This window comes from Dokdonella sp., from assembly GCF_035703485.1.
Taxonomy (GTDB): domain Bacteria; phylum Pseudomonadota; class Gammaproteobacteria; order Xanthomonadales; family Rhodanobacteraceae; genus Dokdonella.
Genome location: NZ_DASSYD010000202.1, coordinates 1 through 17,443 on the forward strand (window position 1 = coordinate 1; position 17,443 = coordinate 17,443).

Here is a 17,443-nt window from a genome sequence, read left to right on the forward strand (position 1 = left end):
GGCGCTCGCCACCGGCGGTGGCGATGCTGATGGTGACCGCGAGTGCGAGTACGCCGACGATGACCACGACGACGAGGATTTCGATAAGGGTAAAACCAGCCGGTGCGGGGATTGGCCCGCCGCGACAAAGAAACCGGGGCGCACCCGGACGACACGGGCGCGCCGCAGGCAAACGGTTCGTGCATTCCCGCCTCGCCGCAATCGCACGAGAAATCCACGCCATGGTTTCGTCACTAGTCAAGAGCGCGCTCACCCTTTGTTCCGTTTCTCGACAGAATCCGATATTCGAAGTGAGTCAGAAAATAGCGGCCATCAAACCGGCAAATATCGATGATTCTTGGAATGCCAGGCGTCGCACGGACAAGGAACCGGAGCGCGGGCAGGAAACGGCGGCGCTGATGCTTCATGAACGATTCGAGCATGGGTCTCAGCGGGATTGCGAGTATCGCAGTCAACTGAATGCTGACGAACGCGATCAAGACATCAACTCCAATCGCATCGATCATCGATGCGAAATACACTGCCTCAGGCATCGTCGCAAGACAAACAATGACCATGACGACCACTACGGTTAGCACTCGCCATCTGCGCGGGGTCATCTTGATCATGGCATTACTCCTCAAACCACATCATGGCCTGCGACACGAGTCCGGCGAATGGGGGCCACAAACCGCATCTGATACCCGCAATCTGCAAAGCCTGAGCATGCCGGCAAGTAAGCCCCAGCAATAGTAGCGGTGTGCTGTCGCTCATATTCGACGTTCGAAATCAGGCCTTTTCCTTGAGGCCACTGAGGCGCTGCAAACGAGCTCCGGGCAATTCACCAGACATGTTCGACGTTGTTCGCGAGGCTGATGACGCGGGTGCCGACTATTTCCGCTTCGATAACCGACGGAGCAACCATACGATCAAACCAATGATCGCAATAACAATGATCCAATGAAAAATACTGAAACTGCCCATTTATATCTCCGCTTCGAAAACATCCCATCGTAGAAGTGAACTCAGATCAAAGCATTCCCGATCATGATTACACAATACGGCCGCCAGCCATCAATTATCCCAATTGCCAATATCCGCATCGTCGCCATCGCCACCGGGGCGGCCATCGGCTCCGTAGCTGTAGATATCGACATCGCCGTGTTGGCCGGGTTGCTGATATTGATAGGGATGATCCCACGGATCCTTGGGCAAGCGATCCAGATACGGGCCCTTCCAGTTTGGCGCTTCGGGCGAGCCTGAAGGCTTCGAGACCAGTGCTTGCAGGCCTTGCTCGCTGCTCGGATAGCGATGATTGTCGAGCTTGTACATGTTCAGTGCCGTGGTCACGCCTTGCAGATCCTGCTTGACGCGGACGATACGCGCTTCGCCCGGTCTCTCCATCACGCGCGGAACGACGATCGCGGCAAGGATGCCGAGAATGACGACGACGACAAGGATCTCGATGAGGGTGAAGCCGCTAATGCGGTGGGGATTTGGGATTGGGGATTGGGGATTGGGAAAGCGTGATCTCGCTGGCGACCCGAAAGTTGCGCGTTGAGTGAGCTCGCTGGCTGCCGACCGTGGTTCTGGACGGGTAGCGAGGGCGTCGAAGTCAGAAAATTTGGGGTCTTGCATGGGAATGGCTTGTGCGCGGGTGGACAAGACGTTGATCATAGCAAAGCCATGTCGAACTCCCCTGCCCCCCCAAACCTCTCCCTGGCCGCGCGTGATCTCGCCGTGGTCTGGCATCCGTGTACACAGATGCGGGATCACGAAACGATCCCGATGCTGGCCATCGAGCGTGCTGATGGCGCCTGGCTGCAAGCGCCGGATGGGCGACGCTATCTCGATGCGGTCAGCTCGTGGTGGACGAATATCTTCGGTCACCGGCATCCACGTATCGTCGCCGGCCTCAAGGACCAACTCGATCATCTCGATCACATCATGCTCGCCGGCATGACCCATGAGCCGGCGGTCGCCCTCGCTGAGCAACTGGTCGAGGTCGCTCCGCCCGGACTGTCGCGTGTGTTCTACGCCGACAACGGATCGAGCGCGGTCGAAGTCGCCCTGAAAATGAGTTTTCACTACTGGCGAAATCGTGGCCAGGACAAGCGCACACGCTTTGTCGCATTGTCCGGCGGTTATCACGGCGAAACGGTGGGTGCGCTGTCGGTAACCGATGTCGCCCTGTATCGGGCAACTTATGCACCGATGCTGTTCGAGCCGATCCTGGCGCCTTCCCCGGATGCCTATCTGCGCGAGCCCGGGGAATCCGAAGCCGAGCATGTTGCGCAGTGCCTCGACAGCATGCGCGAGCTGCTCGGCAAGCATGCGGCTGACGTCGCTGCAGTCATTGTCGAGCCGCTGGTGCAATGTGCCGGTGGCATGCGCATGTATCACGTCGACTATCTGCGTGGCTTGCGTGCACTTTGCAATGAGTTCGAGGTGCATCTGATCGCCGACGAAATCGCGGTTGGCTTCGGACGTACCGGCACCCTGTTTGCCTGTGAACAGGCATCAATCACCCCGGACTTTCTCTGCCTGTCAAAAGGACTCACGGCCGGAACCTTGCCGTTGTCTGCGGTTTTGACCGATGAACGCGTTTACGCGGCGTTTTACGCCGAATATTCGGCTGGCAAGGCGTTTCTGCATTCGCACAGCTACACCGGCAACCCTCTGGCCTGCCGCGCCGCACTGGAAACCCTGGCCATCTTCAGGGACGAGCCGGTGCTGGAGAGAAACCGGAAGCTGGCTGCACACCTGGCTTCGCGCCTATCCGCTTTGCTTGATCATCCGAACGTCGCGGATATCCGCCAGACCGGCATGATTGCTGCGGTCGAGCTCGTTCGCGATCGCCGCACACGTGAACCATTCCCCGCCGATGAACGCCGCGGCCTGCGCGTCTATCTGCACGGTCTTGAACGTGGCGTCATCCTTCGCCCACTCGGCAATGTCGTCTATTTCATGCCACCCTATTGCGTGACGATCGCGGAGATCGATCTGATGGTCGACGTGGCCATCGAAGCAATCGGCAAGGCCGTGGTCTGAGTTGTGGGCATGCGCTCATACCCTGGACAGAGTCGGTCAGACGGTAGAATCCGGCCATGCGTATTCCAAGAATCTGTGTAGTCGATGAACTGGCGGTCGGCGCCGAAACCCTTCTGCCGACTCAAGCTGGCGAGCATCTGGCCCGCGTACTGCGTCTTGAGCGCGGGCATCCGATCATCCTGTTCAACGGCAACGGACGAGAATTTCGCGCCGAGATCAGTCAGCTAAGCAAGCGTGCCGTCAGTGCGCGGGTTCTCGAACCGGGCGATGTCGTGGAGCGCGAAAGCCTGCTGAATCTGACGTTGGCGCAAGGTATCGCGCGCGGCGACAAGATGGATCTGATTCTGCAAAAGGCGACCGAACTCGGCATCAGCCGAATTGTTCCGCTGACTACGGGTCGGACTGAAGTAAAGCTTGATGCCGAACGCTTGGCGCGGCGCATGGCCCATTGGCAAGCGGTCGTTGTCGGCGCCTGCGAGCAATCAGGCCGCGTTCGAATTCCGGTATTGGAAGCGCCGACAAAGATCGGCATCTGGGCATCTTCTCTGACGGAGAGCGACAGCCTGCGCCTCGCGCTCGACCCGCAGGGCACGGTTTCGCCGCGCGCACTAACGCCGTTTCAGTCTGCACTGCTCGTTGTCGGCCCTGAAGGAGGCTTGTCAGATCAGGATCTGAATATTCTTCACCAGGCCGGCTTTGTCGGCCTGAGGCTCGGTCCTCGCATCTTGCGTACCGAGACAGCAGGCCTCGCCGCAATCACCGCCCTGCAGGCGATTCACGGCGACCTCTGATTCGAGTTCGACAGATTGCTGAATTCAAGCGGCAGCGGTGGCTTCTGCAATCATGGTTTCGATTGCACCGAGGTCAGGAATGATCGCGTTGTCATCACGCACGAGCACTTCCGAGTGCACACCCGGGCCGACGTCCGTGTTTTCGCCGGTGGTAAGCAGCAGCTCCGAGGTGATTGTGGTCAGGCGTGGGAAGCCTTGAGCCAGCATCGCGAGGAAGGGCATCTTGGGATTGCCACTGAGCGCCTTGAGAATCGTTACCCGCGAGTTGCGGGTATCTTCCTCGGCGGTGTGTCCTGCCAACACCGGCAACGAAAACAGCGGCAAGCGCCAACCACGCCAGCTCAGACGTCCAAGAATCCAGTCCGGAGCACCGGCGATCTTGTCAGGCACGGTGTAGGTAATCACTTCGGCAACTGTCGCGTTTGGCAACAGGACACGTCCTCCGGTTACCGGAATCATGACGCCACGAATTTCGCGGGGGAGATCATTCATCATGGATTCCTGAAGATTTTGTTGTGCTGCCAAGGACTTCAAGCAATTTTCCAGCGAGTGCCTTCGGTGAGCCGATGAAGCTGACCACACCGGTATCGACAACGCCATCGACCATGGAACTGATGACACAGGTCTCTGGATCCTGTGCAAAGACGGTGCCACCGATCTCGGTCAGATAGCGGCTCCCTTCTGCGGCATCGTCCGCCATGCCTGAAAAAATGATTGCCCCCGCTTTCGCCGCAAAACGATCAGCGACATCCTGCAGGACCTGATCAATCGACGGAAGATTTGTCCGCTCCGTCGCCGTTTGCGCCTCTAGTGTGACTACACCGGCGCGATCGACGCGCAGGCGATGCGTCGTCGGAACGATCAGCAGATCACCGTGAGAAACACGCTCACCATGCGAAGGTGTACGTACGATCAGCTTGGTCGAGCGGACCAGTTGCTGAGCCATGATTTCCATGAACTCTGCGCCCATGTGCTGAGCGAGCAGGAACAGCGCCGGGCAGTTGGCAGGAATCTCGGCAAGGAATTCGCGAACCGCTTCCGGACCACCAATCGAGGCGCCGAGAACCCAGACCCGACTGATCGCTGTCTTGTTGCTGGTATCGAGCCAGGATTCGGTCTCTGCATTTGAGCCAAGTCCGCTTTCGGCACGTGGGGCCACCGCTTCTTCCAGTGGAATCAACTCCAGCGACAATCCTGGCTCAACATCGTACTCTTCGACGCTTTCTGCCTCGGGAGCCAGAAAGTCCGAGGCGCTGATCTTCTCGATTCCGAACGTTGCAGGTTTCGAGGGTTCCGCGTCCGCTGCCGTCGATTCGCCAGCTCCGTCCTCATCGGTGCTCTCAAGCTCCCAGGCAAAAGCCGACTCGATGATTGGAGCTTTCTCATCCTCAGTGGCGAGACCATTTCCCTCAGACGGTGCTGGCGGCGGCGCGTCGCTCATATCCAGATCAAGCAGTTGCAGCTCTGCCAGTTCACCACCGGCTGCCGCCGCTTCCCCGCTTTCCAGCGATTCGGCGAGATCGGAATCAACCGAGACGCCAGGCGATTCCAAAATGGAATCAAGCTCGATTGTCTCGATCTCAACGTCTTCTGCGCCGGCAAAATCATCAAGGTCACCGAATCCCAACGCATCGACACTGGCTGCTACTGGCTCGGCAAACGGCACTTCGTCTGCATCCGCAACGGCGTCTTCGGCTGCGGCAGAGACTGATTCGTCGAGATCAAAATCGAGGTCGAACTCTGGCACCTCTATTGCCTCTGGAACCTCATCGGCAGAGACCGTCGCGGGCGACGGACTTTCGTCGACATCATCAAACTCCGAAAAATCGAGCTCCGTCATCGGTAGCGACGCGGAATCAAGTTCGACCGGAGCCGGCAGTGGAGCGGGCTCGGCGTCAGGCACGTCGATGGAATCAAATTCCGGATCGGCGAGCAGCTTGGCGATATCGCCGAAATCGTCCTCTTCAACCGGCTTCTCGTCCTGTTGTTGCTGGACTTCTGCCAGCTGAATTTCTTCCGTTTCCACCGACGAACCGGAGTTGAGCTCGGCAACTGCCACCGGCTCGGGTTCAGGTGCAGATGGCTCAACAGCTGCGGCTTCGACAACCGGCGCTGGCACTTCCGTTGGCATGACCCGTTGAGGAACCGGCTCGGCTCCTTCCGGTCGCGGCGGATCAGCATTGTCGACGCCGAGAATCTTGGCTGCGAGATGTCTCGCCCAGCGCGCCTGCTCCCATCCTGAGAGCTGGCTGGATACCTGTGACTCATCGAAGATGACGTTGTAGCGATCATCGTCAAGCAGGGCATAGACGTCATCGAGATGCGCCTCTACCTCAGCGTCCAGGTTGACCACGACGACGCGAGCGCCGGAGTTCTCCAGGGCGTCACGATCAAGTTCGGCCGCCGAGGATTCGTAGACAATCGGCGTGCCGGAATCCGCCAGTGCGGCGCGCAGGTGGCGCCCCGATTCACCGGCTTGCGAGAGCAGGGCGATTGACATCGTGTTCTCAGGCATCGGTACTCGTTGACCTCAGGGTGTCCTGGACTTGGGCAAGCAAATCGGCTTCCTGGTATGGCTTTCCAAGATATCGCTCGACGCCGATCTCCAGCGCGCGCTGACGATGCTTCTCGCCGGTGCGCGAGGTAACCATGATGATCGGCACGTTCTTCAAACGGGAATCGTTGCGCATGTAGGTGGCCAGTTCGTAGCCATCCATCCGCGGCATCTCGATATCGAGCAGCATAAGGTCGGGGATCGTATCCTGCAGCTTTTCGACCGCATCCAGACCGTCCTTTGCCGTGACCACCTCCATGTCAGCACGCTCAAGGACGCGAGTGGTGACCTTGCGCATGGTGATCGAATCATCGACGACCATGATCGTGGTCTTGCGCACGACGGCGGGCAATTCTGGAGCCTGATAGATCTGCGCTGCTTCGGGAGTTTCGCCGGCGGCGACGCTGGCGCGCAGCGAGGCGACCCGACGAACCAGCGGAGCCAGATCGAGAATCATGATGACGGAACCGTCACCCATGATGGTTGCACCGAAGATTCCGGGCACGGAACTGATTTGCGGACCAACCGACTTGACCACGATTTCACGTGAGCCCACGACCGCATCAATGCGCACCGCTGCACGCTGATCGCCGGTGCGTGTCATCAGCAACGGCAACTGGGTTTCATCAATGATGCGACCCTGAGCGACACCGAGCAGCTGGGAGAGCTCGTAAATATTGAAGTCTTCACCGGCGTAGGTGTAGGTCGGTTCGCCACTGCTTACGCGCTTGCTGTAGTCATCGAGGGCGATACGCACGACACCTTGCACGGACGACATCGGAACGGCGTAGGTTGCGTCACCCAGCTTGACCAGAATCGCCTGGGTAACGGCGAGGGTAAACGGCAGTCGGATCGTGAAAGTGCTGCCGGTGCCGGGGATCGAGTCGATGACCAGCGAGCCGCCCAGTTGCTTGATCTCACTGTGCACGACATCCATGCCGACGCCACGACCTGACAACTGGGTGACCTGTTCGGCGGTCGAGAATCCGGTTTCCAGAATGAACCCGTAGAGGTCACGATCGGAAAGATTTGCGTCGGGGCTGAGCAAGCCCTGCGCAATCGCCTTGCGTCGGATCGCATCGCGATCCATGCCGCGGCCGTCGTCGCTGATTCGCAGAGCGACTTCGGTCGACTCGCGAGAGACGCGAATGGTGACCGTACCGTCGAGTGGCTTGTTCGCATCGAGTCGTTCCTGGGGCGTTTCGATGCCATGCGCGAGAGCATTGCGCAACATGTGCTCGAAAGGCGCTTTCATGCGCTCAAGCAGGTTGCGATCCATTTCGCCCTGGGCACCTTCGACCTTGAGCTGAGCGCGTTTGCCGAGTTCCTGCGCAGCTTGGCGAACGGTACGGCGCAACGACGGCACCATCGAGTCGAACGGCACCATGCGCGTGCGCATGAGGCCTTCCTGCAAATCCGAACTGACTCGCGACTGTTGCAACAGCAGGGTTTCCGACTGTCGGGTCAGGTCATCGAGCAAGCCCTGGATCGAGACCAGATCCGAGACGGATTCACCAAGCGCACGCGAGTACTGCTGCAACTGCGAAAAGCGATCAAGTTCGAGCGGGTCGAATACCTGCTCGACTCCCTCGTGATGCTCGCGTTGATAGCGGGCGATGATCTGCGCTTCGGTTTCGATTTCCAGTTTGCGCAGCTGTTCACGCAAGCGGCTGACGGTTTGTTCAAACTCGATCAGGTTGAAGCGGAATGTCGAAATCTGCTGTTCGAGGCGCGAGCGATAGATCGAGACCTCACCGGCATAGTTGACCAGCGAATCGAGCAACTCGGAGCGCACACGGATCATTTCCTGAGGTGCGCGCGGCTCCTCTTCGAACTCCGGCAGCAGTGGCGGTCGCGACGAAACTCGGGCTGTCTCCGTCGTCGCGACATCCGTTTCCTCGGAAACTTCAGGATCGGCGTGGGCTGGCGCTTCGGCCTCGGACAATGTTTCTCCGGCGACCAGATTTTCCAGTCGCGAGATCATGTTTTCCGGTGTGGCGATGGCCGAACGGTGGGCGATACGCTGGACCAGGCTGTGCAAGGTGTCGTAGCTGCGCTCCAGCGCCTCGACGGCAGTGATGTCCATGCTGCGATGGCCATCGAAGGTAGCATCGAGCAACGACTCCATTGCGTGGGTCAGGTCGCCGATCGGATGGATGCCGGCCATGCGCGCGCCACCCTTGAGGGTATGCAGATCGCGTTGCAGGTTGACAATGATCTCGCGATCCTGCGGAGCTTCGCGCAATTGCGCCATGACCGAATCGGAATGATCAAGAATGTCGTTGCCTTCCTGGACAAAGATATCGAGTAGATCCTCATCCATCTCAGGCAGCTCAAGGCGACCTGCTGGCTGGATGTCCTCGGCATAGGCAGAAGGCTCGATACTGATGGCCTCGAGGGAAACCTGCTCAATGTCATGCTCGTTTGTGATCGACTCGGCCGCCGCTTCGATCTCGGCCTCGGCTACCGGCTCCTGCGCAACCTCTGCGTGCTCTTCCTCGTCTGTCTCTGCAACCGTTTCGTCTTCTGTCTGGTCTTCTGCGCTCGTGTCTGCAGAATCTTCGGCAGCGTCTTCATCCGGCAAACCGGATTCGACGCTTTCCTCGATTTCGCCAGCGTCCGCAACGCTGTCGAGAGCATCTTTCTGGACAAGGTCCGAGCTATCCGGATCCTGCTCAGAATCGTCCTCGGCCAATGATTCGAGATCACTCAGATCAAACTCGTCGGAAGCCTCCAGATCATCCAGATCGAGGGTCTCGCCGATCGTCTCATCCCCATCAAGGCTGATAGCTTCAATGTCCGATTCCGCTGCTTCTTCGCCCTTGTCGGGCAAGCCGGACAGGGCGCTGGCCGCCTCGACCAAGGCATCGAAATCGGTATCGGCAGGAACGCCTGGTGGCGGTGATTGTGCGGATGTCGACTCTTCGGCTACGACCTCATCTTTGCCATCCATGCCCTCGATCAACGCTTCGGTCAGATCGAAATGTTCGGATTCCTCGTCGAGGTCGGCACTCGGATCAGGCATTTCGGTTGCCGATACTTCGTCGTCGACATCGTCGAGACTCGCAAGTGCTTGTTCGGTGGAATCGAGCTCCGGGTCCGCAGCACTCTCCGTATCCAGCTCGATATCATCGTCCTGGTGATAGAACTGCAGTGCGCTTTCAGGCTCATGCAAGGTATCGCGCAGGTTGATGACTCGGGTAGCCAGGTCATCGGTATCCGGCAACTCTCGGTCACCGCGATCCAGGCAAGCCATGACTTCGCGGACCTTACCTGCCGATTCACCGAGGACAGCGAAACCTTCAGCATCGACCGGGATTGCGCTTGCACGCATGCGCTTGAGATATCCCTCCAGCGGCGACAACAAGTGCGCGAGCGAATTGATTTCCACCATCGCGATCGCACCGCTCAAAGTGTGTGCGGCACGCAGCAGCGGCTCGGAAACCGTCACGTCGGAGGTTCCAGCCTTGGCGAGGAAGTCATCGAACACGGCGAGATGCATCGCCGTTTCGCTCTTCAGGATATCGAACAACACGGGATCCAGCCCCGGCAGCGGACCGGCAACGATATCGGATGACTGCCCGGTTTCGAGTTCGACGGGTGTCGGCATTTCTGTCGGCGCAATCTCGACCGTTTCAGGCGCTGGAATGCGCCGTGTGACGGTGCGCTTGACGATGCGCTTTACCGTGGTCAGCGCTACAGCGCGCGTCGGTACCGATACCAGTTCGCCTTCGGCGAGGCGATCGGCTGTTTCAATAATGGCCTGCAAATCAACGTCCGGCGCACCGTCGCCGCGAAGTGCGGCGAGTTGGCCGGGCAATGCACCGATCGCATGTTCGACCAGAGCCATGGCCTGAGCGGAAGGCGCAATGGACCGATCGAGAACACGATTGAGCATATTCTCGACTTTCCAGCTGAACTCGCCGAGCGACAAGGCGCCGACCAGGCGACCCGAGCCCTTGAGCGTATGGAAGGAGCGACGGATGGGCTTGACCTGCTCGAGGTCATCCGGCTTCGACCGCCACAACGGCAGTTGTGCGCTCAGGTTGTCAATCTCTTCCTGGACTTCCTCGATGAAGACATCACGAATTTCGTCATCGATTTCGTTTGAAGCGGTGATCTGGAAGCTGGCATCCGCTGCATCAGCAGCCACTTCCTCCTCAACCTCTTCTTCAATTTCCTCTTCGATCTCGATCCAGCGGCTGCCGTCGGCATCCACTTGCACAGCGGGGCCGGAGTCAACATCAGCAGCTTGCGCCGAGCCTTCGCGATCGTGCGTCGTTTCGGCAAGGCGAAGGCCGCCAACATCCTGCTCCGGCGCAACATCCTGACCTGCTTCGCCAACGATCAGTCCACTCAGATCCTCGCCCTCGGCAATCTCGATGACCTCGTCAAGTTCCTGCGGCGAGGTGACCGCCTCGGTGTCATGCGTGGACGGGATGTCGGAATGATCCGATTCGGCGAAGTCCAGGCCGTCAAGGTTGATCTCGCTTGAGTCCCGATCGGATTCGGGGCGCAGGGCGGCACTTTGCTCAACCGGCAGATGCTCTCCCCAACTCGGAAACTCCGAAGCGGCGCCAGCTTCTGCGCCTTCAATCGGATTGCTTTTGTCGTTGCCTTCAACTGCGCCCGCATCGAGTTCAAAATTCTCGCTGTAAGCCAGTGCGGCGGCGGCGGCAATGGCATCCTGCGGATTGATCGGACTGTCGGTGTCAGATGATCCACCGCTTCCCGGGCCATCTTCACCGCCACCCGAGGGAATCGGCCAATAACCCAGCGATTCCAGGCTCACGCGAGTCACGTCGAGAATCCGCTGGCGACCGCCGCGCTGATCGCGGGTTGCCTCAAGGTAGTATTCGATCGATGCCAGCGCATCGGCGAGCTTGTCCATCTGCTCGGCGGTCGGCACACGGCGGTGGCGAATCAACTCGACTTCAACGAAACGCACGATGCCGCTCATCAATTCGGCGGCGGTGCCCAGATCGAGCATGCGCAGTGCACCGGAAATTTCTTCCAGCAAGCGCGGAATCTGTTCAACTCGCTCATGATCCCAGGGCGATTCGATGAAGGCGATGACATCGTGTTTGGCCTGCTGGATATTGACCGCGGCTTCATGCATCAAGGCGTCGAGGATCTTGCGCACCTCAGCCTTGGGCAGCTCCATGGCTTCATCTGCACCTTCCTCGCCAACCGCACCGAGGCGCTCGATATGATCATCAAGTGAAGCCTCGACATAGAGCAAAGCGCCAGCGACATCGAGCAGTGTGCCTTCATCCGCCTCACGATGACCCTGAGCAATTTCCTCGATCGTTGCGCGCTGTTCGGTGACCACGCGCCTGGGCACGCCAAGCCCGAGCATTCCCAGCGTGTCGCGCACCCTATCAAGCAACTCGACCTGACCGAGCAGATCCGCAGGGTCGCGTTGCTGGGCGCGCAAGTAGATGTCGAGCGACTCCTTGACTCGCATCAAGTCATCCTTGATGGCAATGGAAACCGTATCGAGGAGGGCGCGGTTGTGACCTGAAATCGAGCTCTTGGCGTGCTCGACTTCCTGATCGGTCGGCAGCAGCGAACCCAGCGCATAGGTATCGCGTATTTCGATGACACGCGGCGATTGACTGCCCGAGTGAGCGATGTAGTAAAGCAGGTTCTGCAGCAGCGCCTTGGGCGGCGCGATGCGCAGTCCCTGTTCGCCATCTTCGGCGAAGTGACGGATTTCGCGATCGACACCGCCAAAAAGCAGCTTCACTGACGCGCTGGATTCCAGGCTTCCGTCACTGATGGCATCGGCGACACCACCGGCAATCCAGAACAGTTGCCTCGAATGTTCGCTCGATGCCGTCGTCGTCCGCAAACGATCCAGAACATCGCGCAAACGCGCTGGATGCTGTGGATCACTCGAATCCTTGAACCATTTGAGCAGCGCAGCCTGAAAGGCCAGACGCAAGCGGATGACGCGGCCGCGCAACTCCTTCATTGGCAGCTCGGCCGGAAGTCCGTTGGCCGCAGCCGGCATGGCAAGTTCGAGGTTGGGCGCGAACAGTGCCGAATCAGTCAGCAGCTTTTCGCCACGGCAGGCGCGCAAATCGTTGAGCAAAGGCAGCAGGACAATCGGAATGTCCTTGTGACCTGTCTGTACACGTTCCAGATAGTCGGGCAACTGGACCATGCCACGCATGAGCACGGAATAGCCCTCGTCACGATGAGCGACCTGATCAGCCAGCAGGGCATCGGCGAGACGCTCCATTTCTTCGACCAGCATGGCTGCGCCATACAGCTCAACCATGCGCAAAGTGCCCTGCGCCTGATGCAGGTAGGTCGAACAAAAGCGCATGAGGCTGGCGTCGGTTGGCTCATCGACATAGGCCTCAAGGGCCTGACGCGCCTGTTTCAGCGTCTCGTCGAGTTCGCCCTTGACCCAGCTCAGCGTGGTGAAGTCATCATGCAGTTTCATGGTTTTCGTTCGTCCTGGCGAAACCTGCCACCCAATACCCTAACCCACTGAAATGCCGGGAAACCCTACTCGGCGCACATGACCGACAAGTGGTCATGCCAATCGAGCAACACTTTGAACTGGTTCCCCTCCTTGCCGATCCGGATCCTTCGTCTCAGCTCAATCCAGTAGCGGGTCTGGTACGGCAATTGCCGACTTCGGGTTGGTGTGGCGGGTTCTCCTTCGGTCTGGAAATCAATAGGAATCGGGGATCAGCCCGGCAGCTTGAAGTCGGCGACCGAACGACGCAGGTCGCCGGCCAGATGCGCCAGATTACCAATCGACTCGGCGGTCTGACTTGCACCAACCGAAGTCTGCGTTGTGATTTCCTGAATCACGTTCATGGTCGCCGAAATATTCGTTGCCGCAGCAGACTGCTGGCTCGCGGCCGAGGAGATGCTTTGAATGAGGTCGGCAAGATCGTGTGAAACCTTCTCGATCTCACCGAGGGCAAGGCCGGCATCCTCTGCCAGTCGTGCACCGGCAACCACCTCGGCGGTTGTCTGTTCCATCGAGCTGACCGCTTCGTTGGTATCGGACTGAATCGTCTGCACCAGGGTCTCGATTCGCTTGGTCGCGTTCGCCGAACGTTCGGCGAGTCGCTGGACTTCATCGGCAACCACCGCGAATCCGCGTCCCGCCTCACCCGCAGAGGCAGCCTGAATGGCGGCGTTGAGGGCGAGAATGTTGGTTTGTTCGGCAATATCGTTGATCAGCTCAACGATCGATCCAATCTCCTGGGAAGATTCACCGAGGCGTTTGATTCGCTTCGAGGTTTCCTGAATCTGGTCTCGAATCGAGTCCATGCCCTGAATCGTCTGGCGCACGATTGCCGCACCCTTGGCAGCGATCTGCACCGAGCGTTGCGCCACCTCGGCGCTCTCCGTGGAGTTCTTCGACACTTCATCGATCGACACGGCGATTTCATTGATGGCAGCCGAGGCCGACGTGATCTGCTGCGCCTGATGCTCGGCGGCTTCGGCCAGATGCATTGCCGTTGCCTGGGTCTCCTGGGCAGCGGCCGATACCTGCACCGCAGTTTCATTGATCGTGGTTACCAGGGATCTCAATGCCTCGACGGCGAAGTTGATCGAGTCCGCGATGGCGCCTGTAATGTCTTCGGTAACGGTCGCCTTTACGGTGAGATCACCTTCAGCCAGCGAACCCATCTCGTCGAGCAGGCGCAAGATGGCTTCCTGGTTTCTCTGGTTCAACTCGGCCGACATCTGATAGCGATTCTGCTGATCGCGAACCAGGGTGATGCCGAGCAGGATAACCAGGACAATCGCGGCCGCAGCAGCGATGCCACCCCAAAGCGGGTTCGGGAATGTGCGCCGGGTCGATAGCGTGCTCAGTCGATCAGCAACGTTGCGCGCCTTGAGCAACACGCTCTGGCTGTCAGTAAAGATGGCATCGGATGCCTGCTTGACCACCTGCAAACCGGTCGAGGCGTCGATGATCTTGCCGACGGGCTCATTCAAGCTGTCCCATTGCTCGGAAACGTCGTCCAGAATCTGGCGTGCGCTGGCCTGGTCGATGGATTTGATGTTCATGCTCGGCGCACCGTCGATCAGTCCGCTGAGGACGGATCGGTACAAGGCGGCATCACGGGAGAAACCATCGGCAGCTGATTGCGCGTCTTCGCCGCCCTGACCGATCTCCTGAACGCGTCGGATCATGCGATCCGCGAGCAACATCTGGCGGGTGGCGATATAGACCTGACCTGCACTACCGTTGCGCTCGGTAAGAATGTTGACGACTTCGTTCATGCGCGAGTTGAGCACCGGCATCTTCGAGGTGAACTCGTTTGATGTGGTCGTCGTATCAAGAACAAGGTTTTTGCCATCGAGAATCTTGGTGGCGTTGGTCAACACCGGTTCCCAGGCAGCGTTCAAATCCTTCAGTTCCTTCGACACACCCGGCTCGTTGGCATACGAGGGCATTCCGGCGTACGGCGTCGACGCTGGCGCATTGCCCTTGTTGAGGTAACCAAGGAAGGCATCAATGTCGCGCGTGGTTTTCGACAACTCGTCAAAGGCCAGCTCGTTGCCGCTGGCGGCTTCGGCCGCGTAGGTGGTCAAGGCTTGCGAAGCGACCTGGATCTCGGTGGTCAGGGCGCTGGCTTGCCTGTCCTGATTGCTCTTGATGGTCAGGTAGATAAAGTCTGCCGCGGCGAAAGCGATCGACAGAACCAGCAACACGATCAAGATGGTGTTGAGGCTGCCTGTTCGCTCGGAGCCCGAGAGTGCGCTGGAAGTTGTACTCATCTTGTTACCTCACCCCTAAGTTGCACGTATCCGGTCGAACCCTGGAGAGCGACCGGTTTTCTGTTATGCCGATGCCTGCTGGAATTCCGCGGAACGAACCAGCGCGGACATGCTGAACATTCCCCAGAGGATATCGCCAAGTTGAATTTTCTCACCGACATAGCGCCGGTACCGCTCATCTTCTTCATCCTGCGCCTGCTCGCGCAATTCATCGGTGAAGCTGCGCTGGCCAAGCACTTCATCGATGAGCAGGCCGACACTGCCACCGTGCTGACGAACAACCAGCACACGCGAGGAGTCTGTCAATTGCGACCGCTCGCCTTCGATGAAATGGCGTAAATCGACCAACGCGACGAGATTGCCGCGCACGTTGGCAACGCCAAGCATCCATGGCTGGGTACCCGGGACATTGGTCAGGGCAGGCATGGTCAGGATTTCGTTGACCTCCGAAATGCTGCTGACCAGATGGTGTGGACCGACCCGGAACCCGATTCCCCGCCAAAGCCCGGGAGCTTCAATCTGCTCGGGCAGACCCGCCACATGCGCGAGACTGCGCCGCTCGTAATCCGCGAGCGTCTCGAACGGAGTGGAAACCTGCTGTTCGGGGCTGATAGCCATTCGTTTCGTCTCAGCCTGGAAGGAGATTGTCGATGCGCTGAAGCAGTGATTTGGCATCCACTGGCTTGGTCAGGAAATCCCTGGCCCCCTGGCGCAGCCCCCAGACACGATCCGTCTCCATGCTCTTGGTGGTGACAATGAGGATTGGAATATGGCCGGTCCCGGCATCGCGACTGAGGTCGCGCGTCGCCTGGAATCCGTTCATGCCCGGCATGATCACGTCCATCAGGACCAGATCGGGAATTTCGCGTTTGACGGCAACAATTCCCTCTTCAGCACTGGCAGCACTGCTGACACGATGCCCCGCCTTCTCCAACAGCGTGGTGAACACACGCACGTCGGTTGGTGAATCGTCGATGATGAAAATGTGCGCCACCGCCTTACCCCTGAGAGTCGAATGGCCAAGCCAATGAGTTACTTCAAATCCACGTGACGTCGAATTGCGCCGAGCAATTCCTCTCGCGTGAATGGCTTGGTCAGATATTGTTCCGAGCCGACGATGCGACCACGCGCCTTGTCGAACAACCCATCCTTGGACGACAGCATGATCACCGGCGTGCTCTTGAATATCTGGTTGTTCTTGATCAGCGCGCAGGTCTGATAACCATCCAGACGCGGCATCATGATGTCGACAAAGATTATTTGCGGCTGCTGGTCTGAAATCTTGGCCAACGCCTCGAAGCCGTCTGTCGCCGTCACGACATCGCAACCTTCCTTGCGCAGCAAGGTCTCCGCTGTGCGGCGGATGGTCTTCGAATCGTCAATGACCATGACTTTCAGGCCGTCTAAACTGCCCTGTTTGGTCTCATCCACCTGGTAAGGACCCCCAACCGCTGATACTGAGTGATTAGACACGCAAGAAGCGTGCCTACCGAAACCCTTATCCGGAAAACGTCGCGCCCAATGTCAACGCCGACTGGCGAGGCACTGCACAAGGCAAGTTCCTGATTTGGTCCATGCTTCTTAACCAATTCTTAGCTAATCTGTCAAGTTTAGCGTCTAAGTCCCCAGAAGTATTGGGAACCTGTTCGGCGCCGTCGCCTCGATCAGGCCAAGCACTGATGCCGAGTGTAAACTAGCCTGATCGCATTCGTCGCCCTTTTGCGAGCCCCTGTTTTCGCTCACGGAGTTGCTGCATGGCCCACACCCTGGCCGTCCTGATGGACAACATCGCTCACATCAAGATTGCAAAGGATACGACCTTTGCCCTGCTCCTCGAAGCTCAGCGTCGCGGCTACCGCCTTCAATATCTGAGCCAGGGTGATCTGGCCATCCGCGATGGCGAGCCTTGGGCACGACTGGCCGACCTCACCGTTCGCGACGATGCAAACGACTGGTTTACCCTCGGCAGCGGCGTCTGGACCGACCTGCGTGAGGTGGATATTGTGCTTGAGCGCAAGGATCCGCCAGTCGATGCGCAGTTCATCTACGACACCCATGTCCTGCAACTCGCCCATGATGCTGGCGTCCTCGTCGTCAACAATCCGCAGGGCTTGCGCGATGCCAACGAGAAACTGTTTGCCCAGCATTTCCCGCAATGCTGCGCGCCAACCCTGGTCGCCCGCGATGTTGGCGAGCTGAGGCGCTTCGCCGCCGAACACGGCAAGGTCGTACTCAAGCCACTCGACGGCATGGGTGGCCAGAGCATCTTCCTTTCCGGCCGCGGTGATCCAAATCTCAATGTGATCCT

General features: G+C 58.8%; 12 protein-coding genes and 1 pseudogene. 4 read left to right on the plus strand and 9 right to left on the minus strand.

The annotated features are described in order from the left end of the window. A partial coding sequence (locus VFN25_RS15555; RefSeq protein WP_325143534.1) for a prepilin-type N-terminal cleavage/methylation domain-containing protein occupies positions 1 to 253 on the minus strand: 253 nt, incomplete at its 3' end. A 206-nt stretch (positions 254 to 459) separates the two neighbouring features. On the opposite strand from VFN25_RS15555, the gene VFN25_RS15560 reads away from it, so the two are divergent. Further along, positions 460 to 732, plus strand: coding sequence for a hypothetical protein (locus tag VFN25_RS15560; protein ID WP_325143536.1), 273 nt, complete (start codon positions 460 to 462; stop codon positions 730 to 732). 321 nt (positions 733 to 1,053) lie between these two features. On the opposite strand, the gene gspG is transcribed toward VFN25_RS15560, so the two are convergent. Further along, the gene (gene gspG, locus VFN25_RS15565; protein WP_325143555.1) at positions 1,054 to 1,482 is read right to left on the minus strand and encodes a type II secretion system major pseudopilin GspG; all 429 of its coding nucleotides are present in this window, start codon (positions 1,480 to 1,482) and stop codon (positions 1,054 to 1,056) included. A gap of 183 nt (positions 1,483 to 1,665) precedes the next feature. Here gspG and VFN25_RS15570 point away from each other — a divergent pair, with 183 nt between their 5' ends. Both VFN25_RS15570 and VFN25_RS15575 read left to right on the plus strand, forming a co-directional pair. After that, a complete protein-coding gene (locus VFN25_RS15570) occupies positions 1,666 to 3,030 on the plus strand; it encodes an adenosylmethionine--8-amino-7-oxononanoate transaminase (protein WP_325143538.1) in 1,365 nt (454 codons plus the stop codon). 56 nt (positions 3,031 to 3,086) lie between these two features. Then, positions 3,087 to 3,821, plus strand: coding sequence for a 16S rRNA (uracil(1498)-N(3))-methyltransferase (locus VFN25_RS15575; protein ID WP_325143540.1), 735 nt, complete (start codon positions 3,087 to 3,089; stop codon positions 3,819 to 3,821). 24 nt (positions 3,822 to 3,845) lie between these two features. Here the strand turns inward: VFN25_RS15575 and VFN25_RS15580 are convergent, their stop codons facing one another. The 7 genes from VFN25_RS15580 to VFN25_RS15610 all read right to left on the minus strand — a co-directional run bounded on the left by VFN25_RS15580 (position 3,846) and on the right by VFN25_RS15610 (position 16,524). Further along, complete coding sequence (locus VFN25_RS15580) at positions 3,846 to 4,313, minus strand: chemotaxis protein CheW (RefSeq protein WP_325143542.1); 468 nt, start codon at positions 4,311 to 4,313, stop codon at positions 3,846 to 3,848. After that, positions 4,306 to 6,336: a chemotaxis protein CheB gene (locus VFN25_RS15585; RefSeq protein WP_325143543.1), complete on the minus strand. Its 2,031-nt coding sequence runs from the start codon at positions 6,334 to 6,336 to the stop codon at positions 4,306 to 4,308. The genes VFN25_RS15580 and VFN25_RS15585 overlap by 8 nt, the downstream gene beginning before the upstream one ends. Beyond that, positions 6,329 to 12,829, minus strand: a complete 6,501-nt coding sequence (locus tag VFN25_RS15590; RefSeq protein ID WP_325143545.1) for an Hpt domain-containing protein — start codon at positions 12,827 to 12,829, stop codon at positions 6,329 to 6,331. The genes VFN25_RS15585 and VFN25_RS15590 overlap by 8 nt, the downstream gene beginning before the upstream one ends. Before the next feature lie 251 nt (positions 12,830 to 13,080). Next, positions 13,081 to 15,135, minus strand: a complete 2,055-nt coding sequence (locus tag VFN25_RS15595) for a methyl-accepting chemotaxis protein (RefSeq protein ID WP_325143548.1) — start codon at positions 15,133 to 15,135, stop codon at positions 13,081 to 13,083. Between the two features lie 63 nt (positions 15,136 to 15,198). Further along, positions 15,199 to 15,753: a chemotaxis protein CheW gene (locus tag VFN25_RS15600; RefSeq protein WP_325143550.1), complete on the minus strand. Its 555-nt coding sequence runs from the start codon at positions 15,751 to 15,753 to the stop codon at positions 15,199 to 15,201. Between the two features lie 10 nt (positions 15,754 to 15,763). Then, entirely contained in the window at positions 15,764 to 16,129 is a 366-nt protein-coding gene (locus VFN25_RS15605; protein WP_325143551.1) for a response regulator, read from the minus strand. Between the two features lie 38 nt (positions 16,130 to 16,167). After that, positions 16,168 to 16,524 carry a response regulator gene (locus tag VFN25_RS15610; protein ID WP_325143553.1) on the minus strand — a complete coding sequence of 119 codons (357 nt, stop codon included), beginning with the start codon at positions 16,522 to 16,524 and terminating at the stop codon, positions 16,168 to 16,170. Positions 16,525 to 16,889: 365 nt separating this feature from the next. Here VFN25_RS15610 and VFN25_RS15615 point away from each other — a divergent pair. Next, positions 16,890 to 17,443: pseudogene (locus VFN25_RS15615) on the plus strand (glutathione synthase); the annotation flags it as partial.

Coding starts and splice junctions, on each gene's coding strand:
- VFN25_RS15595 (WP_325143548.1), bottom strand. CDS start 15,135: ATGAGTACAACTTCCAGCGCACTCTCGGGCTCCGAGCGAACAGGCAGC.
- VFN25_RS15570 (WP_325143538.1), top strand. CDS start 1,666: ATGTCGAACTCCCCTGCCCCCCCAAACCTCTCCCTGGCCGCGCGTGAT.
- VFN25_RS15585 (WP_325143543.1), bottom strand. CDS start 6,336: ATGCCTGAGAACACGATGTCAATCGCCCTGCTCTCGCAAGCCGGTGAA.
- VFN25_RS15600 (WP_325143550.1), bottom strand. CDS start 15,753: ATGGCTATCAGCCCCGAACAGCAGGTTTCCACTCCGTTCGAGACGCTC.
- VFN25_RS15590 (WP_325143545.1), bottom strand. CDS start 12,829: ATGAAACTGCATGATGACTTCACCACGCTGAGCTGGGTCAAGGGCGAA.
- VFN25_RS15610 (WP_325143553.1), bottom strand. CDS start 16,524: ATGGTCATTGACGATTCGAAGACCATCCGCCGCACAGCGGAGACCTTG.
- VFN25_RS15580 (WP_325143542.1), bottom strand. CDS start 4,313: ATGAATGATCTCCCCCGCGAAATTCGTGGCGTCATGATTCCGGTAACC.
- VFN25_RS15575 (WP_325143540.1), top strand. CDS start 3,087: ATGCGTATTCCAAGAATCTGTGTAGTCGATGAACTGGCGGTCGGCGCC.
- VFN25_RS15560 (WP_325143536.1), top strand. CDS start 460: ATGCTGACGAACGCGATCAAGACATCAACTCCAATCGCATCGATCATC.